This is a genomic window from Halopseudomonas salina (assembly GCF_014637955.1).
Lineage (GTDB): Bacteria > Pseudomonadota > Gammaproteobacteria > Pseudomonadales > Pseudomonadaceae > Halopseudomonas > Halopseudomonas salina.
Genome location: NZ_BMFF01000005.1, coordinates 219,898 through 245,885 on the forward strand (window position 1 = coordinate 219,898; position 25,988 = coordinate 245,885).

Annotated in this window: 24 protein-coding genes; 10 read left to right on the plus strand and 14 right to left on the minus strand. The window is 58.2% G+C overall.

Annotated elements, in window-relative coordinates; all coding sequences use genetic code 11:
- Positions 1–32: 32 nt before the first annotated feature.
- Positions 33–896 carry a DMT family transporter gene (locus tag IEV54_RS13075; RefSeq protein WP_223825468.1) on the plus strand — a complete coding sequence of 288 codons (864 nt, stop codon included), beginning with the start codon at positions 33–35 and terminating at the stop codon, positions 894–896.
- A 44-nt stretch (positions 897–940) separates the two neighbouring features.
- Here IEV54_RS13075 and IEV54_RS13080 read toward each other — a convergent pair whose 3' ends face one another.
- From IEV54_RS13080 to IEV54_RS13110, 7 genes are all read right to left on the minus strand, one after another.
- Complete coding sequence (locus IEV54_RS13080) at positions 941–2,134, minus strand: AI-2E family transporter (protein WP_223825467.1); 1,194 nt, start codon at positions 2,132–2,134, stop codon at positions 941–943.
- Positions 2,131–2,445: a hypothetical protein gene (locus IEV54_RS13085; protein ID WP_150278020.1), complete on the minus strand. Its 315-nt coding sequence runs from the start codon at positions 2,443–2,445 to the stop codon at positions 2,131–2,133. Before IEV54_RS13085 ends, IEV54_RS13080 begins: the two co-directional genes overlap by 4 nt.
- Positions 2,423–2,866: a hypothetical protein gene (locus IEV54_RS13090; RefSeq protein WP_150278019.1), complete on the minus strand. Its 444-nt coding sequence runs from the start codon at positions 2,864–2,866 to the stop codon at positions 2,423–2,425. The genes IEV54_RS13085 and IEV54_RS13090 overlap by 23 nt, the downstream gene beginning before the upstream one ends.
- Positions 2,863–3,174, minus strand: coding sequence for an ElaB/YgaM/YqjD family protein (locus IEV54_RS13095; RefSeq protein ID WP_150278018.1), 312 nt, complete (start codon positions 3,172–3,174; stop codon positions 2,863–2,865). Before IEV54_RS13095 ends, IEV54_RS13090 begins: the two co-directional genes overlap by 4 nt.
- A 237-nt stretch (positions 3,175–3,411) precedes the next feature.
- Positions 3,412–4,254: a 23S rRNA (adenine(2030)-N(6))-methyltransferase RlmJ gene (locus tag IEV54_RS13100; RefSeq protein WP_150278017.1), complete on the minus strand. Its 843-nt coding sequence runs from the start codon at positions 4,252–4,254 to the stop codon at positions 3,412–3,414.
- A gap of 66 nt (positions 4,255–4,320) precedes the next feature.
- The gene (gene tfpB / locus IEV54_RS13105) at positions 4,321–6,111 is read right to left on the minus strand and encodes a type IV pilus assembly ATPase TfpB (RefSeq protein ID WP_223825478.1); all 1,791 of its coding nucleotides are present in this window, start codon (positions 6,109–6,111) and stop codon (positions 4,321–4,323) included.
- Positions 6,112–6,151: 40 nt separating this feature from the next.
- Complete coding sequence (locus IEV54_RS13110) at positions 6,152–7,567, minus strand: CYTH domain-containing protein (RefSeq protein ID WP_150278016.1); 1,416 nt, start codon at positions 7,565–7,567, stop codon at positions 6,152–6,154.
- Positions 7,568–7,796: 229 nt separating this feature from the next.
- Here IEV54_RS13110 and IEV54_RS13115 point away from each other — a divergent pair, with 229 nt between their 5' ends.
- From IEV54_RS13115 to argE, 3 genes are all read left to right on the plus strand, one after another.
- The gene (locus tag IEV54_RS13115; RefSeq protein ID WP_150278015.1) at positions 7,797–8,474 is read left to right on the plus strand and encodes a TIGR00153 family protein; all 678 of its coding nucleotides are present in this window, start codon (positions 7,797–7,799) and stop codon (positions 8,472–8,474) included.
- A gap of 40 nt (positions 8,475–8,514) precedes the next feature.
- The gene (locus IEV54_RS13120; RefSeq protein WP_150278014.1) at positions 8,515–9,774 is read left to right on the plus strand and encodes an inorganic phosphate transporter; all 1,260 of its coding nucleotides are present in this window, start codon (positions 8,515–8,517) and stop codon (positions 9,772–9,774) included.
- A gap of 62 nt (positions 9,775–9,836) precedes the next feature.
- Entirely contained in the window at positions 9,837–10,985 is a 1,149-nt protein-coding gene (gene argE, locus IEV54_RS13125; protein ID WP_150278013.1) for an acetylornithine deacetylase, read from the plus strand.
- A gap of 12 nt (positions 10,986–10,997) precedes the next feature.
- Here the strand turns inward: argE and amn are convergent, their stop codons facing one another.
- Positions 10,998–12,467 (minus strand): AMP nucleosidase, encoded by a 1,470-nt coding sequence (amn, locus tag IEV54_RS13130; RefSeq protein WP_150278012.1) that lies wholly within the window; start codon positions 12,465–12,467, stop codon positions 10,998–11,000.
- A 148-nt stretch (positions 12,468–12,615) separates the two neighbouring features.
- Here amn and argA point away from each other — a divergent pair, with 148 nt between their 5' ends.
- The 3 genes from argA to IEV54_RS13145 all read left to right on the plus strand — a co-directional run bounded on the left by argA (position 12,616) and on the right by IEV54_RS13145 (position 17,724).
- A complete protein-coding gene (argA, locus tag IEV54_RS13135; RefSeq protein WP_150278011.1) occupies positions 12,616–13,911 on the plus strand; it encodes an amino-acid N-acetyltransferase in 1,296 nt (431 codons plus the stop codon).
- A gap of 95 nt (positions 13,912–14,006) precedes the next feature.
- Positions 14,007–15,845: a dihydroxy-acid dehydratase gene (gene ilvD / locus IEV54_RS13140; RefSeq protein ID WP_150278010.1), complete on the plus strand. Its 1,839-nt coding sequence runs from the start codon at positions 14,007–14,009 to the stop codon at positions 15,843–15,845.
- 205 nt (positions 15,846–16,050) lie between these two features.
- Entirely contained in the window at positions 16,051–17,724 is a 1,674-nt protein-coding gene (locus IEV54_RS13145) for a putative bifunctional diguanylate cyclase/phosphodiesterase (RefSeq protein WP_150278009.1), read from the plus strand.
- Here the strand turns inward: IEV54_RS13145 and IEV54_RS13150 are convergent.
- The 4 genes from IEV54_RS13150 to IEV54_RS13165 are packed head-to-tail and all read right to left on the minus strand — an operon-like array spanning position 17,697 to position 20,594.
- Positions 17,697–18,221, minus strand: coding sequence for a dihydrofolate reductase (locus tag IEV54_RS13150; RefSeq protein ID WP_150278008.1), 525 nt, complete (start codon positions 18,219–18,221; stop codon positions 17,697–17,699). The genes IEV54_RS13145 and IEV54_RS13150 overlap by 28 nt on opposite strands.
- A complete protein-coding gene (locus tag IEV54_RS13155; protein WP_150278007.1) occupies positions 18,218–19,012 on the minus strand; it encodes a thymidylate synthase in 795 nt (264 codons plus the stop codon). The genes IEV54_RS13150 and IEV54_RS13155 overlap by 4 nt, the downstream gene beginning before the upstream one ends.
- The gene (gene lgt / locus IEV54_RS13160; RefSeq protein ID WP_150278006.1) at positions 18,996–19,802 is read right to left on the minus strand and encodes a prolipoprotein diacylglyceryl transferase; all 807 of its coding nucleotides are present in this window, start codon (positions 19,800–19,802) and stop codon (positions 18,996–18,998) included. The genes IEV54_RS13155 and lgt overlap by 17 nt, the downstream gene beginning before the upstream one ends.
- A gap of 9 nt (positions 19,803–19,811) precedes the next feature.
- The gene (locus IEV54_RS13165) at positions 19,812–20,594 is read right to left on the minus strand and encodes a sulfite exporter TauE/SafE family protein (protein ID WP_150278005.1); all 783 of its coding nucleotides are present in this window, start codon (positions 20,592–20,594) and stop codon (positions 19,812–19,814) included.
- Positions 20,595–20,816: 222 nt separating this feature from the next.
- Between IEV54_RS13165 and IEV54_RS13170 the strand changes: the two genes are divergently transcribed.
- Both IEV54_RS13170 and IEV54_RS13175 read left to right on the plus strand, forming a co-directional pair.
- Entirely contained in the window at positions 20,817–21,161 is a 345-nt protein-coding gene (locus tag IEV54_RS13170) for a DUF4397 domain-containing protein (protein ID WP_188434457.1), read from the plus strand.
- A gap of 166 nt (positions 21,162–21,327) precedes the next feature.
- Positions 21,328–22,077 carry an NRDE family protein gene (locus tag IEV54_RS13175; protein WP_150278003.1) on the plus strand — a complete coding sequence of 250 codons (750 nt, stop codon included), beginning with the start codon at positions 21,328–21,330 and terminating at the stop codon, positions 22,075–22,077.
- On the opposite strand, the gene ptsP is transcribed toward IEV54_RS13175, so the two are convergent.
- Positions 22,074–24,341 carry a phosphoenolpyruvate--protein phosphotransferase gene (gene ptsP, locus IEV54_RS13180; RefSeq protein WP_150278002.1) on the minus strand — a complete coding sequence of 756 codons (2,268 nt, stop codon included), beginning with the start codon at positions 24,339–24,341 and terminating at the stop codon, positions 22,074–22,076. The two genes, IEV54_RS13175 and ptsP, sit on opposite strands and share 4 nt — an antisense overlap.
- A 2-nt stretch (positions 24,342–24,343) precedes the next feature.
- Positions 24,344–24,832 carry an RNA pyrophosphohydrolase gene (locus IEV54_RS13185; RefSeq protein ID WP_150278001.1) on the minus strand — a complete coding sequence of 163 codons (489 nt, stop codon included), beginning with the start codon at positions 24,830–24,832 and terminating at the stop codon, positions 24,344–24,346.
- A 157-nt stretch (positions 24,833–24,989) separates the two neighbouring features.
- Between IEV54_RS13185 and IEV54_RS13190 the strand changes: the two genes are divergently transcribed.
- Complete coding sequence (locus IEV54_RS13190; protein ID WP_150278194.1) at positions 24,990–25,646, plus strand: histidinol-phosphatase; 657 nt, start codon at positions 24,990–24,992, stop codon at positions 25,644–25,646.
- Positions 25,647–25,988 lie beyond the last annotated feature (342 nt).

A 25,988-nucleotide genomic window follows, 5' to 3' on the forward strand; every position in this document is an offset into this window, starting at 1 on the left:
CCAGACCACCATTGACGAACCAGGATGACAGCATGCAGATGACAACGAGCCGGGCGATCGCCAGCATGCACGTCGCCGCGCTCATGTTCGGACTTACCGGCATCTTTGGCAAACTCACCCAGGCGGGGCCCATCGCCATAGTGCTGGGCAGGGCATTCTTTGCAGTGCTCGCGCTACTGATCTTTGCGCGCATATTCAGCTCTCCCATCTTGCGCGGCATTAACAGAACGCGCCTCATGCAGCTGGCAGCTTGCGGCATTCTGCTGGGCGTACACTGGATGACCTTTTTTCACGCGGTGAAAATTGCTGGTGTTGGCATAGCCACGTTGGGGTTTGCCAGCTTTCCGGCTTTTGTTGTCATGCTTGAATGGCTGCTGTGGAAGGAGTCGGCAAGTCGTCTGGACCTGCTCAAGGTCGTGCTAATCTGTATCGGCCTGGCGTTGGTTACGCCCGACTTCAGCCTGGGCAACCAGGCGACAGCCGGCCTGCTCTGGGCGCTGCTCTCGGGCCTCTGCTTTGCCGGCGCCTCGGTAGGCAATCGCTATACCGCTGGCGACCTACACCCTGTGCAGATTGCCTGTTGGCAAAACCTGGTGATCTTGGGGTGCCTGTTACCCTTCGCGCCAATGGCCGTCGGCCAGATGGCACCTCTGGACTGGCTGTGGATCGCCCTGCTCGGCTTGCTATGCACCGGGCTGGCCCACGGGCTATTTGTAGCCAGCTTGCAGGTTCTCAAAGCCAGGGTGGCTTCGCTGTTCTTCGCGCTGGAACCAGTCTACGGCATTTTGTTTGCCTGGTTTCTGTTTGCCGAGCAGCCCACCCTCTCCATGCTGTTGGGTGGGGTTCTGATTGTGTCAGCACTCGCCCTGGTCCGGCAGCCACCCAAACCGGCCTGAAACCCAACCCTCAACCCGCCCGAGCGAACCTCAGGCCGACGCCCTCAGGCCCGGGTTTCTATGAGCCTTACCCAGCGATCAGTCATTGGCAGCTTGCCGACCGCGAGCTTGATACAGACCAGCAAGGGTACTGCGATCAACACACCCACCGCGCCCCACAACCAGCCCCAGATGAACAGCCAGACAATCAGTATCAAGGGGTTCAGGCGCATATTCTTACCCAGCACCAGGGGCGTGACAAACTGCGCCTCGAGAAGATTGATGGAAAAATAGATCAACACCGGCAACGCCGCCAGGGCTACCGGACCATACTGGGCAAGCCCCGCAAGACAGAGCATGGCCATGCCGAAGATAGGCCCTACGTAGGGAGCAAAGTTGAGCAAACCGACCAGTACTCCCCAGAGCAGAGCGTCTTCCACTCCGAAGAGCCACAGCGCCAGCCCCGTTGTCATACCGAGCCCAGCATTAATCACACTGACCGTGCCGATATACCGTGATAGCTCAAGCTGGATGGTACCTACGAGATTGACCCTTTCCTCACGCGTGTCCGGTGGCACGAATATATGAATATACGCATTGAATAATCGCGGACCGAATATCAGCAGAAAGAGAATCAGAATAACGCAGGTGAGGAGCTGAGCAATCATAACGGGCGTGGCTGCCAGAATAGCCACCATCAACTCCATACCACCCTGCTTTACATGCTTGCTGACGCTTTCCCCTACATCATCGGACGACTGTGAAACCGGGGGTGGGGTTGGCTGTTTTTTCTCTCGTTCAAAGAGTCCGAAGAAGCTGAATCCATCCGACTCCTCTTCCTGCACGGCACTCTGAATCGAAACCGGTTTGGATGACTCGGTCAGATTATCGAGTTGCTTGGTAAGGCGCTCGGATAGCTCGGGCAGTTGCTTGGCCCACTTTTGCGCAGGCTCGGCAAGCTCGATGGCCAACAAAGTGAAGGGCCCGCCAATCGCACAGATAATCAGGATTGCCGACAGTGTTCTGGGCACGTAGAGACGTTTCAACACCGCCACCAACGGGCTGAGCAAGAGCGCAAAAAGCAACGCCACGACCAGGGGCATCAACAGTGATTTGGCGAAATAGAGGGTATAAAGAAGAGCAAGTGCCAGGAGCCAGAGCGTCACCTTGTACATAGGCGACTTGCCCTGAGCACCAGCCTCCCGGGAATCAAACTGCCGCTTTTTGCTGGGTAGATCACCGCCATCGGCGGTGGTCAAGCGATGTCTCCTCCAAAGACGGCTACATTAGCCACTTCCGCTTCGCCGCCGCCAGCCAGAGAGCTCGCCAACGATTTCAATCGCCAGAGATGCACCCCAGTCATGCCAGCGGACATCAGCTTGGACCTACCATTGCTACCAAGCAGGCCCAGGGCTACTCCACCCGCCGCACCAGCACCGATGAGCAGCCATGGTGAGAGGCTGCGCAGATACGCAACACGTTCCCGCCCATTCAGCTTGAGGAGACTTTGCTCGAGTGACAGCTTGCCATCCAGCTGGCGAATATCTTCAATCAGTTGTTTTCGCGGCACTCTCAGCACCCTCCTTGAACGCCTGCAGGTGTTCGCGGGTTGCCGCGAAGGCCCAGCTTTTACTATACCGTTTGATGCACCACAGGATAATCGCCAGAGGGATGATCTGTACTGCAATAAATATCCCAATCGCGGCCCCCACCGATTGCACCGGCAGAAACACCAGCCAGGCCACCAGGATGGAAAGCCCCAACCAGGCAAGCACGACCAGAGGAACAGCCACCAAGGCAAGCAGCACAATCCTTTTGGTGTCGCCCAGGGCAAGGCTCAGCTCCAATTTCGCCAGCTTTGCCAGATCACCCCCGGCCGAGGCCGCATGTTTGAACCAGTCTAACCAGGCCTGAAGTTCATCCTGCCCAGGCTCGGGGCCTCTCCCAGGATCGCCACTCTGCAGATTGGTTTCGCCTGGGATCTCGCTCATTTCCTGCTATACAGCTGCGAAATGAGGAAGCCGGCCGCAAATGCGATACCCAGACTGGTGAGGGGTTTTTCCTGAACGTAGCTGTTGGCTTGACTGCTCAGTTCACCCGCTTTCGCCTTGCCTTTCAAAAACTGATCCGACGCTTCGTTCTTCAGATCCAGGCCCGCGGCTTCTGCTGCGTGCTTGAAGTGTTCCTTGGCTTCTACCAGATTGCTATAGGCTGCCATAACTGCCTCCTTACCTGCGTCTTTTTCGCTATTAACCGTCGAATTGTCGGTTACCGGTGTACTCTTTTTAGCTTCAGCCATGGTCGAGCTCCTTAAAGTTGAGATCCTGGAACGAAATTGTCCGGCCTTGTGAGCCGGACAATACATGGACACCAAAAGATGCGATATGTTCCGGCGCAGATTTCGCTCTCTATAAGTGTCCGCCCTCACGGGGATATCCGACGGCGCCCACGTCTACACAGGTAAGCCTAGCCAAAAGAGCCGTTTTTGCCAGTCTCGGGCGGCACCGGTGACCGGGACCGAGTCGAATTCCGGACCTCAGGGGCCACCTGCCAGCCAGTCCAGGCGCCATGCGCCACTGCCCGACTGTGCCAACTGACTGGCGAGCCAGGGCAATACCTCTTCCAGTTCCTCCCAGAGCGGCCATGGCGGATTGACCAGTATGAGGCCTGATCCATTGAGCCCCAAAGAGGTATCAGCCGGGCGGACGGTCAGCTCGACTCGCAGGACCTTCGGCAGTCCTGCAGCTGCAGTCTGTCGATAGAAGTCACGCAACAGGCGCTCGTCCTTGATCGGATACCAGAGGGCTATGACCGTCTGGCGCATCCGCTGGATCGCCACCTGCATGGCAGTCAGACACCGATCAAAATCGTCACCTCGCTCGAAAGGCGGATCCAGCAACCAGAGCGCGCGTTTTTCGGCCACTGGCAAGAACGCCTTGGCCAGCTCATAACCGTCACGCTGGTGAACTGCGACGCGGGGATCACCGATAAAATGCTCGCGCAAAATAGCGGCATCTTCCGGGTGCAGCTCACTCAGGATCATCCGGTCCTGTTCGCGCAGTCCAGCAGCGATCAGCTGAGGTGAGCCGGGGTAGTAACGCAAATCAGTGTCCTGATTTTGCTCACCCACACTGTCCACATACCCCTGCAGCAACGCCGGAAGGTCCTTTCGCCCCCACAGGCGAGCTATACCCTCGAGATACTCCCCGGTCTTGCCGGACGCCTCACCCTGCAGATCATAGAGCGCAGTGCCCGCGTGGCTATCGAGATAACAGTAGGGCGTCTCCTTACGCTGCATGAGCTGCGACATGCGCAGCAGCACCGCATGCTTGAAAACATCGGCATGGTTTCCGGCGTGGTAGCTATGGCGGTAATTCATCTAAGGGATCCCATTAACATCAGTGCGCGCATTCTACCCACTCGGCAGCACTGCGACGAGCAGTGCTCAGGCCTGCTGACTGCTGGGCGTCACTCGCAGCACTTCCTCGATGGTCGTTTCGCCGGCCGCGACCTTTTGCGCACCCGACAACCTGAGGCTGTGCATGCCGTCCTTGTAGGCCTGCCGGCGCAGAGCGTTCAGGTCGATATCGGCTTGCACCAGGGGTTTGAGCGCGTCACTCAGGGTCATCAACTCGTAAACCCCTGCACGTCCGCGGTAACCGGTTTCTCGACACTGCGGACAACCTACCGGACGATGTGCGCGAGTGGGTAGCGGCGCATTCCAGGGCCTAGTCAGTTCTGTCCAGGCATCAGCATCCACTTCGGCCGGCGCCTTGCAGTGGTTGCACAGGGTTCGTACCAGACGCTGCGCCATGACCCCAAGCACCGTAGCCTTGATCAGATAGGCCGGCACACCCAGCTCGATAAGCCGGCTGATCGAACTGGGTGCGTCATTGGTGTGCAGGGTCGAAAGCACCAGGTGACCGGTGAGCGCAGCCTGAATGGCCATTTCCGCAGTCTCAAGGTCGCGAATTTCACCCACCATGATGATGTCCGGATCCTGGCGCATCAGGGCGCGTACGCCACCCGCAAAATCCAGATCAATATTGTGCTGCACCTGCATCTGATTGAAGCTGTCCTCGACCATTTCGATCGGGTCTTCGATGGTGCATACGTTCACCTCGGGCGTGGCCAACTGCTTGAGGGTGGTGTACAGGGTGGTCGTTTTGCCTGACCCGGTTGGCCCGGTAACCAATACAATTCCGTTGGGCTGCCCGACCATTGCCTGCCAGCGTCGCTGATCCTCGGAGGAAAATCCCAACTGATCGAAGCTGCGCAACAGCACGTCGGGATCAAAGATCCGCATGACCATTTTCTCACCGAAGGCGGTGGGCAGGGTCGACAGGCGCAGTTCTATTTCATTGCCCTGGGGCGACTTGGTCTTTATCCGGCCATCCTGTGGCTTGCGCTTTTCCGCCACATTCATGCGCCCCAGGGTTTTCAGCCGACTGACGACCGCAACCGACACCTGCAGCGGGAATTGATAAACCGTGTGCAGCACACCGTCGATCCTCAGGCGTACACTGCCCGCCTCGCGCCGCGGCTCGATATGAATATCGCTGGCGCGCTGCTCGAAGGCGTACTGGAACAGCCAGTCGACGATATTGACCACGTGAGCATCATTGGCATCAGGCTCTTGGCCCATGCTGCCGAGATTGAGCAACTGTTCGAAGTTGCCTATCGCGCTGCTTTTCTGATCCGTGGCGTTGGCCCCGGTTACCGACCGTGCGAGTCTGAAGAACTCCACCGAATAACGTTGAATATCCGCCGGACTGGCCACCACCCGCCGAATCTCACGCTTGAGCACGTGCACCAGGTTGGTTTCCCAGCTGCTGACGAAGGGCTGCGCACTGGCGATCACCACCTCGCGCTCGTTGACCTCAAGCGCAAGAATGCGATGGCGCTGGGCGAAGGCGAAGGACATCAATGGAGTAACCGCTGCCACGTTGATCTTCAGCGGATCGATACGATAGAACGGCTGCTCCGCCTCATCAGCAAGCCAGCGCGAGAGAGTCTCCAGGTCGAGTATCTTGCCAGGGCGGGACAAATCCTCTGGCGCCTGCGCGGCAATGAACTCCAGCGGGTGCAGCTTGGCAGTCTCCCCGGTAGCAGCGCGGCGCAACATGCTCAGCTGCTCCGCGGTGTCCATACTCAGGCGTCCCTGGGACGCCAGCACATTGAGAAAATCGCCCAGATCCAGCGGGCGGTCACTTCCGGGTATCGCCAGTTGATTCAGTTTCTCCACGCATCCCCCGTATCACCAGATGGCATTGTGCTCAGGCATTCAGCTCGCGCCAGGCGTTGAGCTTGCGCAAACGCTGACCCTGTTTACGTAATGCATCCAGCAACAAGGGCCTCTGCTCGTCGTCGATGGACGGATATTGCTCAAGCAATGCCTGCAGCTTGTTCAGTTCGCCAAACAGACGGTCAGGCTCCGGAACCGGCAGGAACTGGCGAAACTGGGATAGAAGATAGTACAACCGGCCCAGCCGCGGCTGCTGATCCTGCCATTGGCTGACGGCGCCGTCCGGATCGTTATGGTGCGGTACTCTCAGCTCCTGGATTTCCTTGGCCACGGCTGCGAGCAACCAGTGCGGTAGTGGCAGCGCTCCAATGCGATCGCCCTTGGGCGGCCGGTTATGCTGCCAAGCTGCCTGCTCCAGCCATAATGCCAGACCGATAAACAACTGACCCCAGGCGAGCTCATTCACGGCACCAGCATATACATCCGGCGCCTGATCACGGGCACTGCGCCCACTATCATCATCAGCCCAGCCTGCCAGCACCAATGGCCTGAAACGCTCAAGCAGAGAGTCGAGCGGCCGGGTGAACTGTTGCGCGCTCGATTTGGGCAAGGCCAGATCGAAAACGCCAAAAGACGCACGTAACGCTGCCAGATGCGTAGTCATGTCGCGAAACAGGCGCCACTGTTGGGAATAGCGGTACTGCTCTGCCAGGCGCTGGCTTTGCCCCAGCAGCTGCCGGGTCGAGCCGGCGATGACCTCATCGACTGTCGACTCAGCCGTCCATTGCGGGGATTGAAGTCGCAGATCGTAACTGGCCTGATCGAAGAGCCGGTAACCCCGCTCGGCCTTGCTGATGTCACAAGGCATCAGCGGCAGATCTCCGGCCAACTCCAGGGCCAGTTCAAGAACCGCAACTGCTGGGCCCTGACGAACTTCCAGCTCCAGCTCGCAAATGATCTCTTCGCGCTCCTGAGCTACTACCTTACCCAGGTCCAGCGCGGCTTCTACCTCGACGACTTCCATTCCGTCTGCCGATTCACGCTCCCAGCGCAGCAGTACCTTGGTACGCTGAAAATCCGTGGTGAATATCGGCTGCAACAGACTCTTGTCCAGATCGGCCAGCGCCTGGGGCCAACAGCTGTCATCCAGCAGGGATACGTCAAGCTCCGGCTTGTCGGGGTACCAGTCGAATTCGTTACGCTCGGACAGACCCGACACGCTCTGCCCTCTGCTTTTGAGAGTCTGAATCGCACGATCACCGTCGCGACGCATCCGCAATGCAACCTTCGCCCCGGAGAGATCCCGCTCGGGGGTATCGTAGTACTGGTTGAGCAAGGGCCCTGATTGCCACTCGCCCTGGCGGCGGGCCTCCAGCAATGGATGCGCGCGCAAGGCTTCAAGGGTTTCGGGCGTAGTGCGCAACTTGATTTCGGTTTCTTTGGCCATCGGGTGTTCCATGATCTCGATTGTATTCAACAAGCACACTGGACAGGGAGAGGGTCCAATGTCGGAATTCTTTACGGCTCAGGCGCAGGACGCAACGCGTGAGACAGGCAACAGAAGTGATGTGCTGCCAGGGTCATTTATGACTTTTAAATGACGTTAACATGACGCTCTGGTGACGATTGACCGCTCAGCGCCTATAATCTCGCGGCAAATACATCCCGGAGGCCTCATGCCCAGCAACCCCTTTCTCAGCCTGTTTGGCCGCTCGCCGATTGGCCCGATGCAGCACCATATGGTCAAGGCTCATGAGTGTGCAGCCCAACTGGTGCCTTTCATGGACGCCGTAGCGGCTAATGACTGGACCGAAGCCGAACGCCTGCAGCAGCACATTTCCCAGCTGGAGCGCGATGCCGACAAATTGAAGAAAGATGTCCGGGTACACCTGCCCAAAAGTCTGTTTTTGCCGGTGCCACGCTCAGACCTGCTGGAGCTACTCAGTGTACAGGACAAAGTGGCCAATCGCGCCAAGGATATAGCCGGCTTGATGCTCGGCCGTCAGATGGAAATACCCGCGCCGATTCGGCCTGTATTCCAGACCTTCGTCCAGCGTTCGGTGGATGCCGTAGCACAGGCGCTAAAGGCCATGAACGAGCTGGACGAGCTGCTGGAAACCGGATTTTCCGGCCGCGAAGTGGCCCTGGTGGAAAGCCTGATCGAAGAGCTCGACGCCATCGAACACGACACCGACACGCTACAGATCAAGTTACGTGCAGACCTGTTCAAACTGGAAAGCGAACTCCCCCCAGTCAACGTGATGTTTCTCTACCAGATCATCGAATGGATCGGCGATGTTGCAGACCGCGCTCAGCGCGTCGGCAACCGCCTGGAACAACTGATGGCCCGCTAGTGGTCAGTCTCTTCATGCACCCAAACAGAGTAACTCCGACATGACCCTTATTGCAGAATACGGCACCATCCTGCTGATACTTGCCTGCCTGTTCGGATTTTTCATGGCCTGGGGCATTGGCGCCAATGATGTCGCCAACGCCATGGGGACCTCCGTGGGCTCCCGCGCGCTGACCATAAAACAGGCAATCATGATTGCCATCGTCTTCGAGTTTCTCGGTGCCTATCTGGCTGGCGGCTCGGTTACCCAGACAATCCGTAGCGGCATTCTCGATTCGGACCTGATCAGCGGCGAACAGATGATCTTCGGCATGATGGCCTCACTGCTGGCCGCCGGGACCTGGCTGCTCATCGCCTCGCTGAAGGGCTGGCCGGTATCCACTACGCATTCGATTATCGGCGCTGTCATCGGTTTTGGCGCTGTGGGTGTTTCGATGGACGCGGTGAACTGGGGCGGAGTGGTGCCCATCGTCGCCAGCTGGGTTATCTCTCCGCTGCTGTCGGGCATTGTCGCTTTCATGATTTTCATGAGCGTGCACAAGCTGATCCTCAACACCGATGATCCGTTCACCAACGCCAAACGCTACGTCCCCATCTACATGTTTGCAGTGGGCTTTGTAGTCACCCTTATGACGCTGACCAAGGGACTCAAACATGTCGGCCTGGATATCAGCAACTTCCAGGGCTTTCTTCTTGCCATCGGCGTCGGGGTTCTGGTGATGGCGCTGGGCATGATTCTGCTGACGCGGATCAAGGCCGACCCAGCAGCGGACAAGGATTTCCACTTCGCCAGTGTGGAGAAGGTCTTTGCGGTCCTGATGATTTTCACCGCCTGCGCCATGGCTTTTGCCCATGGTTCCAACGATGTCGCCAATGCGGTAGGCCCGTTGGCGGCAATCGTCGGCGTGTTGCAGACCGGTGGCGAAGTTGCTGCGCGCTCAGTCGTGCCGGCCTGGGTCCTGTTGCTGGGCGGGGTGGGTATCGTTATCGGTCTGGCTACCTATGGCTACCGGGTCATTGCCACTATCGGGCGGCACATCACCGAGCTGACGCCCAGCCGCGGGTTCGCCGCGGAGCTGGCAACCGCCACCACAGTGGTTTCTGCCTCGGGCATTGGCCTACCTATTTCAACCACCCACACCCTGGTCGGGGCGGTGCTGGGGGTAGGCATGGCGCGCGGGATCGGCGCTCTGAATCTGCGCGTGATTGGCACCATCTTCAGTTCCTGGGTCATTACCCTGCCCGCCGGTGCCGCACTCTCAATTGTGTTTTTCTTTATCCTCAGCAGCATTTTCGGCTGACGCTGAAAGCCTGGCGGGCTAAGCTGACCTGAATCAGTCAGCTCAGACCGCCAGGAGTTTCTATGGCTCTTCCCTCTCTCAGGGCACAGTTCGATGCCCTGCTCCAGACCCAATCGATCAGCTGCAGCCAACCGGAGCTCGATCAGTCCAACCTCGACGTGGTTAACCTGCTCGCCGCCTGGTTTGAGGACTTGGGATTCAGCTGTCGAATTCAGCCAATACCCGATGAGCCTGGCAAGGCCAATCTCATAGCCACACTGGGATCAGGTCCTGGCGGGCTGGTGCTGGCTGGCCATACGGACACAGTGCCCTGCGACCCCGAACTCTGGAAGCACGACCCTTTCAAACTGACCGAAGCGGATGGTCGCTGGTATGGATTGGGCAGTTGCGACATGAAAAGCTTCTTTGCGCTGGTCATAGAGGCGCTCAAGGAATACACCGACCACCAGTTCAAGCATCCACTGATCATTCTCGCCACCGCCGACGAGGAGAGTTCCATGAGTGGCGCCCAGGCGCTGGCCGCAAGTGACCTGTCCAACGCGCGTCACGCAGTCATCGGCGAACCAACAGGGCTCAAGCCAGTAAGGGTCCACAAGGGCATCATGATGGAGCGCATCGACATCGCGGGCCAGTCCGGCCACTCGTCGGACCCCTCCCTGGGCAGTAACGCGTTGGAAGCCATGCACCGGGTCATCGGCGATTTGCTGAGCATGCGCAAGCAATGGCAAAAGCGCTGGAACGACCCTTTGTTCGGCGTGCCGGTTCCGACCATGAATCTGGGCTGCATTCATGGTGGCGACAACCCCAACCGCATCTGTGGCAAATGTGCTCTGGAATTCGATATCCGCCCATTGCCGGGCATGGACCCGGACGCACTGCGCGCGGATATTCGCCAGCAACTGAAGATAATCGCTGCAGAGCAGCAGGTGGATATCAGTTATAACCCGCTCTTTCCCGGCGTGCCACCATTCGAAACCGCAGCAGACGCAGCGATCGTCAAGGCCTGCGAGCAGCTCACTGGCTATACCGCCGGAAGCGTGGCCTTTGCTACAGAAGGCCCCTACCTAAACCGTCTCGGCATGCAAACGCTGATACTTGGCCCCGGCGACATCGATCAGGCCCACCAGCCTGATGAGTATCTGGAGATGGACCGCATCGATCCGGCCGTGAAGGTTTTGCGCGGCCTGATCAAGCAATTCTGCCTGACCTGAGCAGCGTCCGGTCTAACGAAACGGTGGCTCGTCAAAACTGCGCAGCTTGCGCGAGTGCAACGCATTCAGCTGGTTGCGTAGCAAATCCACAGCTGCAATACCGATATGCAAATGCTGCGTCACGGCGCGCTCGTAAAAGGCACCCGCAGCGCCGGGAAGCTTGAGCTCACTGTGTAGTGGCTTGTCCGACACGCACAACAGCGTTCCGTAGGGCACCCGCAGGCGATAACCCTGGGCAGCAATGGTACCGCTTTCCATATCGACGGCTATAGCGCGGGCCTGATTGATCAGCGGACGTTCCTGAGCCCAACGCAACTCCCAGTTGCGATCGTCATAGGTCAATACTGTGCCGGTACGCAGACGCCGCTTCAGATCATCGCCCCGCTCGCCGGTGACCTGCGCCGCCGCTTCCTGCAGCGCCAGTTGCACCTCTGCCAGCGCCGGCAGGGGAATGTTCGGTGGCAGTACCCGATCCAGAATACCATCACGACGCATGTAGGCATGGGCCAGCACGTAATCGCCAATGGTCTGGGACTGACGTAAGCCTCCACAGTGCCCGATCATCAGCCAGCAGTGCGGTCGCAGTACCGCAAGGTGATCGGTGATGTTCTTCGCATTGGAAGGGCCTACTCCGATATTGACCAACGTTATGCCATCACCCTCGGATGCTTGCAGGTGATAGGCCGGCATCTGATAGCGGTGCCAGAGTACGCCCGCTACCAATGTCTGCGCGTGCTCCTCGGACATACCCCGCTCGATTACCACATTGCCGGGCAGCACCATACGCTCAAAGCGCGAGTCCTGCGCCAGCATATCCAGGCCATGGCGGATGAACTGATCCACATAGCGGTGGTAGTTGGTCAGCAATATCCATGGCTGTACATGCCGCCAGTCACTACCGGTGTAATGCACCAGGCGCCGAAGCGAGAAGTCCACCCGCGCCGCATCGAAAAGAGCCAAGGGCAGCCGCGAAGCACTCTCCCAGTCATACAGTCCATCTGCCGTGCTGTCAGTGACCGCCGAGAGGTCAGTACTGGGAAAAATCCGTGCGAGCTCGTTGGGCGTTACGCCCGATGCAGCAAGGTCAGCGTATTCAAGCACGTAGGGATAAGGAATCGCCTGATCGCTGACGCCAACCTCGACCTGCAGGGTGAAATCACGCATCAAAGGGCCCAACTGTTCGAGAAGATAGCGGCGAAAATCCTCAGGGTGAGTGACGGTGACGCTGTAGACACCCGGCACCTGTACCTTGGCGTAGGCGCGGACCGTCGCGGCAGCCTCGCCCTGGGATTCGTAGGTCAGGCGCAGCTCCGGATAACGAAACTGCCGCAACTGCTCCTCACTGGGCCGGCTGCGGTCGCGCAGATAGTCATCAAGCGCTACCCGCAACGCACCGGTAGCCTGCTCAAATAGCTGAGCCAGTCGATCAACAGCCGCATCCGGCGTATCTACAATCGTGAAGTCCTGGTCTTTTGCGCTCACATCTCACTCTCTTTTGCTGCAGGTTTAATGGCTATCTTGCCCTCAATAGGCTCCGCGGTCATGGCCCCTGCCCCAGTTGCGCGCAAACAGCGCTTGAAGCAAATCCATCAATGTCCCTAAACTGCTGTTTTGCCCGGACCGTCCAAACATGCTCGATTACGTCAATTGGTTCCGCCGCTCGACGCCTTACATCAACACCCACCGTGACTGCACCTTTGTCGTGTTGTTGCCGGGCGAGGCTCTCGCACATCCCAATTTTGGCAATATCGTGCACGATATTATCCTGCTCAACAGCCTCGGTGTCAGGCTCGTTCTGGTCCATGGTTCTCGCCCACAGATTGAGGAGCGGCAGAGCGTCCGAGGCATCTCCTCCCGATACCATAACGACCTGCGCATTACCGATAACGACACCCTTGCTTGCGTCATGGACGCTGTGGGCAGTCTGCGCATAGCCATCGAGGCGCAGCTTTGTTCTGCTCCCTCAGCCTCCGGACAGGGGTCGAGACTGCGGGTAGTGAGTGGCAATTTCGTTACCGCAAAACCCATTGGTGTAGTTGATGGCGTGGACTTCCATCATACCGGTGAAGTGCGGCGCATCGACCGCAAGGCCATTAGCCGGCATCTGGACGAAAGCGCCATCGTGCTGCTGTCCTCGATCGGCTACTCGCCCACCGGTGAAGTATTCAACCTGGCCTGCGAAGACGTGGCCACCAGTGCAGCCAGCGCACTTGAAGCCGACAAGTTGATTCTGTTCGGCCCTGATCAGGGCATAATCAGCGCCGAGGGCGAACTGCTTCGCGAACTCAAACCCACCCGCGCACAGCCATTTCTGAATACCCTGGGCAACAGCCTGCCGGGTTCATTGCTCGCCGCTGCCTGCAAAGCCTGCAGCAAGGGCGTAAGACGCGCGCACATTGTCAGTTACAGCGATGATGGCGCACTTCTGACCGAGCTTTTCACCCGCGATGGCGGCGGTACGTTGGTTACCCAGGAAGCTTTCGAAGTAATCCGCACTGCAACGATAGACGATGTGGGCGGTTTGCTCGAACTATTGCGTCCACTGGAAGAGGCCGGCATTCTGGTCCGGCGCTCGCGGGAAATCCTGGAAACCGAGATCGGCCAGTTCACCCTGGTCGAGCGTGATGGAATGATCATCGGCTGCGCGGCGCTTTACCCCTTGGAAGACTCCAGTGCAGCAGAACTGGCCTGCGTCGCGATCGACCCAAACTACCGCCATGGCGGTCGCGGCGATCAGTTGCTCGACCACATTGAGGCCCAGGCCCGGGCTCTGAGACTCGACACCCTATTCGTGCTGACAACACGTACTGCTCACTGGTTTCGCGAACGTGGCTTCGTGCCCAGTTCGGTCGAGCGCCTGCCTGCCAAGCGCGCGTCGCTGTACAACTTCCAGCGTAACTCCAAGGTGTTCGAGAAGGCCCTCTAAACCAGGCCGACCAACCGTCTGGATGCCCGTCCTGCTGCACGGCGGTCGGCAACTTGGTATGCTTGCGTGATTGCCAAGCCAACGAGATTGCCGTCATGCCCGATTACCGCTCGAAAACCTCTACCTTCGGTCGCAACATGGCTGGTGCACGCGCCCTGTGGCGTGCAACCGGCATGAAGGATGAAGACTTCAAGAAACCGATTATCGCGGTAGCCAACTCCTTTACGCAGTTCGTACCTGGCCACGTCCACTTGAAAGACATGGGCCAACTGGTCGCGCGCGAGATCGAAAAAGCCGGCGGCGTTGCCAAGGAATTCAATACCATTGCCGTTGATGACGGCATCGCGATGGGCCATGACGGCATGCTCTATTCCCTGCCATCGCGTGAGATCATCGCCGACTCAGTGGAGTATATGGTCAACGCCCACTGCGCCGATGCCATTGTCTGCATTTCCAACTGCGACAAGATCACCCCCGGTATGCTGATGGCCGCCCTGCGCCTCAACGTACCAGTCGTATTCGTTTCCGGCGGGCCGATGGAAGCCGGCAAGACCAAACTGGCCAGCCATGGCCTGGATCTGGTCGATGCTATGGTTATCGCCGCCGATGAAACTGCCAGCGACGAAAAGGTCGCCGAGTATGAGCGCAGCGCCTGTCCCACCTGCGGCTCCTGCTCTGGCATGTTCACCGCCAACTCGATGAACTGCCTGGCCGAAGCGCTGGGCCTGGCCCTGCCAGGCAACGGCTCCACGCTCGCGACACACAGCGACCGTGAGCAGCTGTTTCTACAGGCAGGCCGCACCATTGTTGATCTGTGCCAGCGATACTACGGCGATGGCGACGAAAGCGTGCTGCCCCGCAATATCGCCAGTTTTGATGCGTTTGAAAACGCGATGACCCTGGACATCGCCATGGGCGGATCGACCAACACTATTTTGCACCTGCTGGCGATTGCTCAGGAGGGTGAGATCGAGTTTGACCTGCGTGACATCGACCGGCTGTCACGCAAGGTGCCACAGTTATGCAAGGTAGCCCCGAACATTCAGAAGTACCACATGGAAGACGTGCACCGCGCCGGAGGCATTTTCAGCATCCTCGGCTCCCTGGCACGCGGTGGTCTGCTGCATACCCAGGTACCTACTGTGCACAGCGCCAGCATGGAGGAAGCCATTGCGAAATGGGATATCACGGTTACCGACGACGAAGCAGTGCATACCTTCTTTCGCGCCGGCCCGGCCGGCATCCCGACCCAGACTGCATTCAGCCAGTCCACCCGCTGGGACACCCTTGACCTGGACCGCGAAGGCGGCTGTATCCGCAGCGTAGAACATGCCTACTCCCAGGAAGGCGGCCTCGCTGTGCTATACGGCAACATCGCCCTGGATGGCTGCGTGGTGAAGACAGCCGGGGTAGATGAGTCCATCCATGTGTTCGAAGGCAACGCAAAAATCTTCGAAAGTCAGGACAGCGCTGTAAAAGGCATTCTCGCTGACGAAGTAAAGCCCGGCGATATCGTGATCATTCGGTACGAAGGTCCCAAAGGCGGACCCGGCATGCAGGAAATGCTCTACCCCACCAGCTACCTTAAATCCAAGGGGCTTGGCAAGGACTGCGCCTTGCTGACTGACGGTCGTTTTTCAGGCGGCACCTCCGGCCTGTCAATCGGCCATGCCTCCCCCGAGGCTGCCGCTGGCGGCGCGATTGGTCTGGTACGCGATGGCGACAAGGTGCTCATCGATATTCCCAACCGCAGCATCAATCTGCTGGTCAGTGATGAAGAGCTTTCCCATCGCCGCATTGAGCAGGACAAAAAAGGCTGGAAACCGGTTGAGAAGCGTCCGCGCAAAATAACTACTGCACTTAAAGCCTATGCACTGCTGGCAACAAGTGCGGACAAAGGTGCCGTGCGCGACAAGGCAATGCTGGACGGGTGAGCATTAGTAGCGCCAGCGATACGACATGACGCACAGGCAGCATCTGAAAGCGTCAATGAACCGGACGGTCAGCGAGATTGTCTTACCATCTGTCGGACAGAGCGTCCTTTCGCAACTCAACATTGAGCCAGGGAAGGACTGCGGCGGTAAAATCATTCGACTAATGGCTAAATGATATAAGCAAAAAGAGACCGGGCGCAGACAGATGGACACAGTCGAACACAGGGCACTGCTGGTAGAAGCGGACCCGGACAAGCGTGAGCATTTGCTTGCACTTCTACGGAGCCTTGACGAACTTGTGCTGGAAATTGAAGTCTGCAACCGCCCCAAAGAAGCCTCCCATCGACTGGCCAACGGTGACTTTCGCTATTGCCTGATCCCCGAAGACCTTGCTTTACTGCAAGAAGTTCGTCGTGTTTCCCAGCCCACCCTGACCCTGATGATCCGTGATGATGACTCCCCGGAAACCGACAGTCAGGCTATCAGGGACGGCGCCGATGAGGTCTTGTTGCGGCGGAGCATTACAACAACGGGTTTGCAGCGGGCACTCCGCCACGCTGGTTGGCGCCGCCAGAGCGGTGGCAAGCTTGCGCAGCAGGCCAAACAGGACCCGCTGACCGGGCTGGGCAATCGGGCCATGCTCGAAGAGGAGTTGGACCGCCTGCTACTGCGCAGCAAGCGCAGCCATACCAGTTTCGCGCTGCTGTATATCGATCTGGATTATTTCAAACAGATCAACGACAGCTTCGGTCATGGCCTTGGCGACCTGTTGCTTGCCGTCATTGCCAACCGCTTGCGTCGCAGTATGCGTGATGTCGATCTGATTACCCGGATTGGCGGGGACGAGTTCGTAGCCTTGCTTAACGATTTACACGACGCCAATGATGCCGCGCTGATTGCGAGCAAGATCATTCATGCGCTGAGTGAGCCCATCACCCTGAACGGCCATCATCTGCTCATTTCTGCCAGTGTCGGTATTGCCACACATCCGCAACACGGGGCAACCGCGCAGGAGCTCCTCTCCCACGCCGATCAGGCGCTGTACCGGGCCAAGGCAGGCGGACGTAACGGCTATCGCTTCTACAGCCCCGAGGAAGACGCTGAAACCCAGCACAACCTGGACATAGAACAGGGCCTGCGCCACGGTTTGCTGGAGGGCCAGTTCCGGCTGCACTACCAACCCATCGTGGATACCCGAAACGGGCATACCGTAGCCTGGGAAGCACTGTTGCGCTGGCAACACCCGCAACTGGGCATGTTGACGCCGGATGGATTTCTGCGCCTGGCAGAGCACAGCGGCCTTATATTACCCATGGGGCACTGGGTCATCAGCCAGGCCCTGGGGGCCGTCAAACAATGGCGCGATGCAGGGATTGATTGTCGATTGTCGATCAATCTCAGCGACCGCGAGCTGAAACAACCGCGCTTCACCGATCAGCTCAGACAGCTTCTCAGCAAACATCGTATAAGCCCTGGCGTGGTCCAGCTGGAGCTCCGCGAAGACGCCCTATTGAAGCATGCCGGACAGGCTGAAACCTTATGCCGGAACCTGGCAGCGCTCGGAGTGGACATCTGGCTGGACCATTTTGGTGAGGAGTACGGTGCCCTGGGCTATCTGGCTCGACTGCCGATCAAGGGTATCAAGCTGGACGCCCGTCAGCTGTCGAGGGATTCTGACGATCGCGCCAACTACCTGAAGAACCTGGTAACCCTGTCGCGCGGGATGGGTAAGCAGACAGTCGCCAATTACGTTGAGAACGCGCACAGTGCCGATCAGCTATCCAACTGGGGAGGCGATTTTCTCCAGGGCTTCTGGATCGGTCGACCGCGCCCCCTTGAGGACGTGATTGGTCAGCCCCTGAGCCTGTCCAGAACCTGATAGGAATGCGCGGGATAACTATCCGAACCTAGTACATCCCGCTTCTCCAGCAACTCCCAGTCATCCGCGTCAATCGGAGGGAACCAGGCATCCCCTTCCGGCTCGGCTTCAACCAGAGTCAGATACAACCTGTCAGCGCGCTCCAGCATTTGCCGATACAGGGTCTCACCGCCGATCACCATTACCTCTTCAACGCCATCCAGCACCGCCTGTCGAGAGGCCTGCTGCATGGCCGCATCAATGGTTGTCTGGACCGAAGCACCCGGGATCTGTAACCCCTGCCTGTTGCTGATCACGATATTGGTGCGACCCGGCAGCGGCCGCCCAAGAGAATCAAAGGTCTTGCGCCCCATCACAATGGGCTTGCCCCAGGTCACGCTGCGAAAGTATTTGAGATCTTCCGGCAGATGCCAGGGCAACTTGTTGTCACGGCCGATGACCCGATTCAGACCCATGGCCGCAATCATGGCAATACGCGGGCTGGAGGCATCGCTCATACAGCCACCGGCGCCTTGATATGGGGATGTGCCTGGTAGTTTTCCAAAGCAAAATCCTCTGCGGTGAAAGCAAACAGATCCGTCACTCCGGTATTCAGACGCATGGTCGCCAGCGGAAAAGGCTCGCGACTGAGCTGCAGATCTGCCTGCTCCAGATGATTGGCATACAGGTGACAGTCGCCGCCAGTCCAGACGAAATCGCCCGGCTGCAGGCCGCAAACCTGAGCAACCATCAGGGTAAGCAGTGCGTAGCTGGCAATATTGAATGGCACGCCCAGAAAGATATCGGCCGAACGCTGATACAACTGGCAACTCAGCTTGCCGTCTGCCACGTAGAACTGGAACAAGGCATGACAAGGCGGCAGCGCCATTTCATCGACCAGTGCCGGGTTCCAGGCAGAAACGATCAGGCGACGGGAATCCGGATTGCTGCGGATCATCTCCAGCAACTTGCTGATCTGGTCGATAGACTCACCACTGGGCGCCGGCCAAGAGCGCCACTGGTAGCCGTACACCGGCCCCAGGTCCCCATTCTCGTCTGCCCAGTCGTCCCAGATGGAGACGCCATTGCGCTTGAGATAGGCGATATTGGTGTCGCCCTGCAGAAACCACAACAGTTCATGAATAATCGACTTGAGGTGGCACTTCTTGGTGGTCACCAGAGGGAAGCCCTCAGCCAGATCAAAGCGCATCTGGTGGCCGAACACGCTGTAGGTGCCGGTACCGGTACGATCACTCTTGAAGGTTCCTTTCTCGCGCACGTGGCGCATCAGATCAAGATACTGTTTCACGCTTGGCACCCTCATTACGGTAGGCCCACACCATCAGCGCAGCCCCAATCAGAATCATCGGCAGCGACAATAGCTGCCCCATGGTCAGCCAGCCAAAAGCCAGATAACCGATATGTGCGTCCGGCTCACGGAAAAATTCGACGAAGAACCGGAAGGCGCCATAGCAGACACCAAACAGCCCGCTCACAGCCATCGTTGGTCGCGGCTTGCTCGAGTACAACCAGAGAATGATAAACAGCGCCACGCCTTCCAGCGCGAACTGATACAGCTGCGACGGATGCCTGGCCAGTTGCAGCGGGTCGGTCGGGAAGATCATCGCCCAGGGAACATCGGTGGCCTTACCCCAGAGCTCCGCATTTATAAAGTTACCAATGCGTCCAGCTCCCAGCCCTATCGGCACCAGCGGGGCGACGAAGTCCATCAGTTCGAAAAAACGCTTATCGGTGCGGCGTGCAAACCACCAGACCGCCAGCAAAACGCCTAACAGCCCGCCGTGAAAGGACATTCCGCCCTTCCAGACCTGTAACACCAGCAAGGGGTTTTCCAGATAGGACTGCAAGTCGTAGAACAGAATGTAGCCCAGTCGCCCGCCGGCCATCACCCCTAGCGCGACCCAGAACACCAGGTCAGACAGAGTCTCTTTGGTCCACGTGGAGTCGAAGGACTTCAGTCGGCGGCTGGCTAGCCACCAGGCCCCCCCAATGCCTACCAGGTACATCAGACCGTACCAGTGAATCTGTAACGGACCCAGCGAAATTGCTACCGGATCGATCTGCGGATAAGCCAGCATGACGGTTCCCTACATCAAGAAATTGATACCCACGCACAACAATAAAAGCGCAAAAAGTCGCTTGAGCAGTCGCTGTGACAGGCGATGGGCCAACCGCGCGCCGAAGCCAGCAGACAGCATACTGGTGGCAGCGATACCTATCACGGCCGGCAGATACACGTAACCCAAGCTCCACTCCGGGCGCGGCTCGATGGCCCAGCCAGTGACGATAAAACTGATAGCACCGGCAATCGCAATCGTTAACCCGCAGGCAGAGGATGTGGCGACCGCCTGTTGCATGGGTACGCTACGCCAGACCAGAAAGGGTACCGTAAGACTGCCGCCGCCAATACCGAAAATAGCCGATGCCCAGCCAATAAAACCACCGGCCAGAGTCAGACCGGGCTTACCCGGAACATCCAGGGCAGCCTTTGGTCTGAGCTCAAAGGCCATCTGCGCAGCCACACAAATAGCAAACACACCGATGATTTTCTGTAGCAAGGGACCAGCCAGCGTCGCCGCTGTCAGCGCGCCAAGGGCGGTGCCGAAAACAATACCCAGGGTCATCCAAACGAATAAATGCCAACGAACCGCACCTTTGAGGTGGTGCGCGCGTATGGCATTGATCGATGTGAATGCGATAGTAGCGAGCGACGTACCCACCGCCATATGCGTCAGAACATCCGGAGAAAACCCCTGAACTGCAAAGCTGTAAACCAGTACCGGCACGATAATCATACCGCCACCCACACCAAACAGCCCGGCGAGCACACCGGCAAAACCGCCCAGAACGAGATAGACCAGAAACTCCACAACACCCCCGGCTGTTTTGAATTTGTAGCCCCGCGTTGCGGGCCCGCTAGTGTAGCTGAAATATGTGTTTCAAGCCTGCCCCGACCGCAGTAGACGGCGGCTACAAGATCAGGGAGTAGGCCGAGAAGCCGCACACCTATACACAGAAAAACACGAACACGCCTTTTGTATAACTTGTAGATGGTTTTTGTATGGGTATTGATCTTTATTCGGTTGTGGCCTTTGCCTAAATCCTGCTCCCGGGTCGGGAGCCTTGAGGACGACCTGACTCCAGCAACTGGCGACAACGCCAAGATTCGGGTCATCCACGCCGCCCCCGATGCGCCCAATGTGGACGTTCTCGCCAACGACACAGTCCTTCAACCGCTGGAGAACGTCCCCTACTTCACCGCCTCGAGCTATCTGACCGTGCCAGCGGGAAGCTATGACCTTAAGGTGAATATTACTGCGACACCCACCACGGTGATCGATCTCCCGGCAACGGCATTGAACGCTGGCAGCATCTATACCGTCATCGCTACCGATGTACTCCCTGCACCACTCACACCGGTGCCGATTGTTGACTGACGCCTGCCGGTAATATCCCTGCGGCAGTGCGATGAAAGGCCGATCTGAAAAGATCGGCCTTTTTTCCATGCGTATGGAAATCAGGAAATACCTACAGATCGGAAATTCCGATTTCCGCCACCAGACAAAAAGCCGCTAGACTTGGCATCCACACAAGGAGACGCCAATGTGTCTGATGGCTTTTGCCTGGCAGGTGGGTGAATACCCGCTGACGTTACTGGGCAATCGAGACGAGTTTCATGCCCGCCCCACCCATGAGGCGGGCTTCTGGGTTGAGGAAAAACTGCCGGATCTGCTCGCCGGCAAGGATCTCGACGCCGGCGGCACCTGGCTGGGAGTAACCCGGAGCCAGCGATTTGCCGCTCTGACCAATATCCGTGCACCGATTGCAAAGGCTGCACCGCGCTCGCGTGGCGGGCTGGCGTTGAACTACCTGGCATCGGATATTGCACCAGGTGAGTATCTGGAGCAGTTGGTCGCCGAAGCAGATGAGTATGGCGGCTTCAACCTGATCATTGGCGATGCGCAGCAGCTCTGGTATTTCAATAGCCACGATAAACAGGCGATCCTGGTCAGTCCGGGGATATATGGGTTGTCCAACGGCAATCTGGACAGTGACTGGCCGAAGCAGAGATGCCTGCGCGACGGCCTTGCAGCAGACCCTGATGGTAAGCCGGTGGAGTTGCTCGAGCTACTGGCCAACAACCGTATTTATCCTGACGCCGAACTGCCTGACACCGGCATCCGCCTGGAGCTCGAGCGCGCCCTTTCCGCTGCTTTTATTATCGGCAAGGAATACGGCACACGGGCCAGCACCTTTGTGCGACTGGGCAGAGAGGGCGAGATTGAATTTTTGGAGAGACGCTACGGCTCGATGGGAGTGATGCTCGGCGAGTCATCATGGCAGCTGGATTAGCGGCCCTGCCGTAGTACCCGCTCCAGGCCCATGTTGCGCAGGGCCAGGTGCAGCGTGCTTTGCACCAGATAGGGGTTATCCAGCTCAATCACTTCGTCGAGCAAAGCCTTGGCGTCGGACAGACTGATCTGGCGTAGCAGCCATTTCACCTTGGGCAGATTGGTCGCGTTCATGGACAGCACATCACAGCCCATGGCCATCAATAACACAGCAGAAGCCGGGTCGCCGGCCATCTCGCCACACACGCTCATGGGTTTGCCCGCGTCACGGCAGGCTGCTGCCACCTTGAGAAGCGCTTGCAACACTGCTGGATGCAATGAGTGATACAGATCCGCCACACGAGGGTTGTTACGATCGACCGCGAGCAGATATTGCGTGAGATCGTTGGTACCCACCGAGAGAAAATCCACCATCTGAATCAGCTCTCGGGCCTGGTACACGGCAGCTGGCACTTCGATCATCACACCTACTGGCGGCATGGGCACCGCAACACCTTCGTCGCAGACTTCACTGTGCGCCCGGTGTATCAGGTGCAATGCTTCCTCGACTTCATACACACTGCTGATCATGGGCAGCATGATGCGCAGGTTGTTCAGACCACGACTGGCCTTGAGCATGGCTCTGGTCTGCAACAGAAAGATTTCGGGATGGTCCAAGGTGACCCGGATGCCCCGCCAACCAAGAAACGGGTTGTCTTCCTTGATTGGAAAATAGGTAAGCGCTTTGTCGCCGCCGATATCCAGGCTGCGCATGGTGACCGGTAGAGGATGAAAAGCCTCGAGCTGCTCCCGATAGGTAGCCTGCTGTTCCTTTTCACTAGGAAAGCGGTCCTGAATCATGAACGGCACTTCGGTACGATACAGACCCACACCCTCTGCGCCGCGATCAAGCGATCGCGCCACATCGGCCAGCAAACCGGTATTGACCCACAGTGGCATGCGATGACCATCGGTGGTCACACAGGGCACTTCCTTGAGTTTTTCCAGGCCCTGGGTCAGTTCGAGCTCTTCACGCACCAGTTCCAGGTAATGCCGGCGCAACTCTGCCGACGGACTGGCGTACACCTCACCGTGATTACCGTCGATGATCAGTTCCAGACCGTCCATGCGGGTGTAGGGCAGATCAATTGCGCCCATTACCGTAGGGATGCCCATGGCCCGAGCCAGGATAGCCACGTGGGAGCTGCCCGAACCCAAAACCGACACCAGGCCTACCAGTTTATCCTTCGGCACCTCGCCCAGCATGACAGGCGACAGTTCTTCGCTGACGAGAATCGTGTGCTCCGGGAATACCAGTTCCTGCTTTCCCGCCTCCTGAAGGTAGGCAAGAATGCGTCGACCCAGGTCTTTGACGTCCGAGGCACGTTCACGCAGGTACGGATCATCCATCATCTCGAAACGCCCGACATGGGAGCTGACGACCTCGCGCAGCGCCCCCTGGGCCCATTGACCCGTGCGGATGACGTTGACTACTTCGTTACCCAGCGCGGCGTCTTCAAGCATCATCTGATAGACATCGAACAGTGCCAGCTCTTCCGGGCGCAACTGGGTCGAAAGCCGGGCGGACAGGTCCTGCATGTCCTGGCGTACTGTCGCCACAGCGCTACGAAACAGCTCGATCTCGGCGTCTATATCCTTGACGGTCTTGTCTGGTACGGCTTTTAGATCAGCCGGGGGCAGAATCACCACGGCCTGGCCTATGGCAACGCCGGGCGCCCCGGGCACTGCATCGAAGCGGGTGTCCTGCACCGGCTCGCCGCCCCAACCCAGGCCGCGGATGGAGCCGGTCGCTTCGGCATGGGCAATGACTCCAGCGAGCTGAGCGCTCATGGTAACGAGGAAAGACTCCTCCGACTCGTCAAACTGGCGCCGCTCTTTCTGCTGCACCACCAGTACACCCATTACCCGCCGGTGGTGAATGATTGGCGCTCCAAGAAAGGAGGCGAAGCGCTCTTCGCCGGTTTCGGCGAAGTAGCGGAATTTGGGGTGGGACGCGGCATCCTCAAGGTTGACCGGCTCTTCGCGGGCACCGACAAAACCGATAAGACCTTCGTTATTGGCCAGACTGACGGCGCCTACGGCATCCTTGTTGAGACCTTCGGTGGCCATAAGGACATAGCGGGAGGTGACCGGATCAAGCAGGTAGACCGAACAGACTTCCGTGCCCATGGCCTCGCGCACGCGCTGGACAATAATATCCAGGGCCGTCGTCAGGTCCCGCGCCGCGTTGACCTCCTGCACTATGCGGCGCAGGGTATTGAGCATGCTCAAAACTGCACCAGTTCCAGAGGCAACCTAGGTGCCAATTCCTTCATCGCACGGCGATAGACGTCACGCTTGAACGCAACCACCTGACCGAGGGGGTACCAGTAACTGACCCAGCGCCAGCCATCGAACTCGGGCTTGGGTGTCTTGGTCATGCAAACGCGTTGCTCGTCAGCCGTCAGGCGTAGCAAAAACCACTTCTGCTTCTGTCCTACACAAATGGGTTGCGAGTGACTGCGGATCAGCCGCTGCGGCAAGCGGTAACGCAACCAGCCACGCGTACAGGCGAGAATCTCGACATCTTCGGGCATGAGCCCGACTTCTTCATGGAGTTCTCGATACAGGGCCTGTTCAGGTGTTTCATTGCGCTGTATCCCGCCCTGGGGAAACTGCCAGGCATCCTGACCGATACGGCGTGCCCACAGCACCTGCCCTGACCCGTTGGTCAGGATGATGCCTACATTGGGACGGAAGCCATCAGGGTCAATCACTGCCTTGTTCCTTGTTTGATGATCCACTGCATTGTTCCACAAAGACGCGCGGCGCAGCAATTGCATAGTTGAAACAACTTGACTCCACAGCCCAAGCTTTTGTCTACAGTCTGGATTATCCTTGCAGGCTGCCATTCCAATCACCCGGGAGTACACCGTGCCACTGGCTATTTTTGATCTCGACAATACGCTGCTGGGCGGCGACAGCGACCACAGCTGGGGCGAGTTCATCGTCCAGAACAATATTGTTGATGCGCAGGCCTATCAGGCGCAAAACGACAGATTCTTCAATGATTATCTAGCCGGCCGGCTGGATATCGAGATCTATCTCAATTTCTGTCTGCAGCTGCTTGCCGAGCATCCTCAAGCCCAGCTCGATGAATGGCATGGCCGCTTTATGGCGGAGATGATCGAGCCGATCATTCTGCCTCAGGCTCTAACGCTGATCGACAAGCACCGTCAGGCGGGCGATACGCTGATGATCATCACGGCGACCAACCGTTTCATTACCGGCCCAATCGCTGCGCGCCTGGGTATCGATATTCTTTTGGCTACCGAATGCGAAACTGCCGAGGGTCGCTATACCGGACGAACTACGGATATCCCTTGTTTCCGTGAGGGCAAGGTAACCCGGCTCGAGCGCTGGCTGGTGGAGAACGAGGAGAGTCTGGACGGCAGTTATTTCTACAGTGATTCACATAATGACCTGCCGCTGCTGAGCATGGTGGATCACCCTGTGGCGGTCGATCCTGACGATACCTTGCGTGAGCATGCGCAAAAGCATGGGTGGCCGGTGTTGAGTTTGCGGGGCTGATGAAAATCGGTTTGTTCAGCTGAGTCGAAGTTCATCGCTCCCAGCCTGGCGGGGTTCCGAAAGCCGCCGTGAATCCATCCATGGAGGCTTGGCGGCAGTCCCGACCGCCAGGGATGGCGGAAGTGTCGATTATGCAGGAGCAATTATCGACCTGTTTCAGACACTTTCTCCACCCCGACAGGCTGTGCGCTCAACCGGCAATTCTCACCCCGGTCATTCTCGCGAAGACGGGAATCCATTTTGATCTTCGCGCAGCGAACGACAGCGATATGTGATCGCTGGCCGAGCCGGCTTTTCCAGAATCGATATGTCGACAGCCTCGGTGTCTGCGAGCGCCCAGCC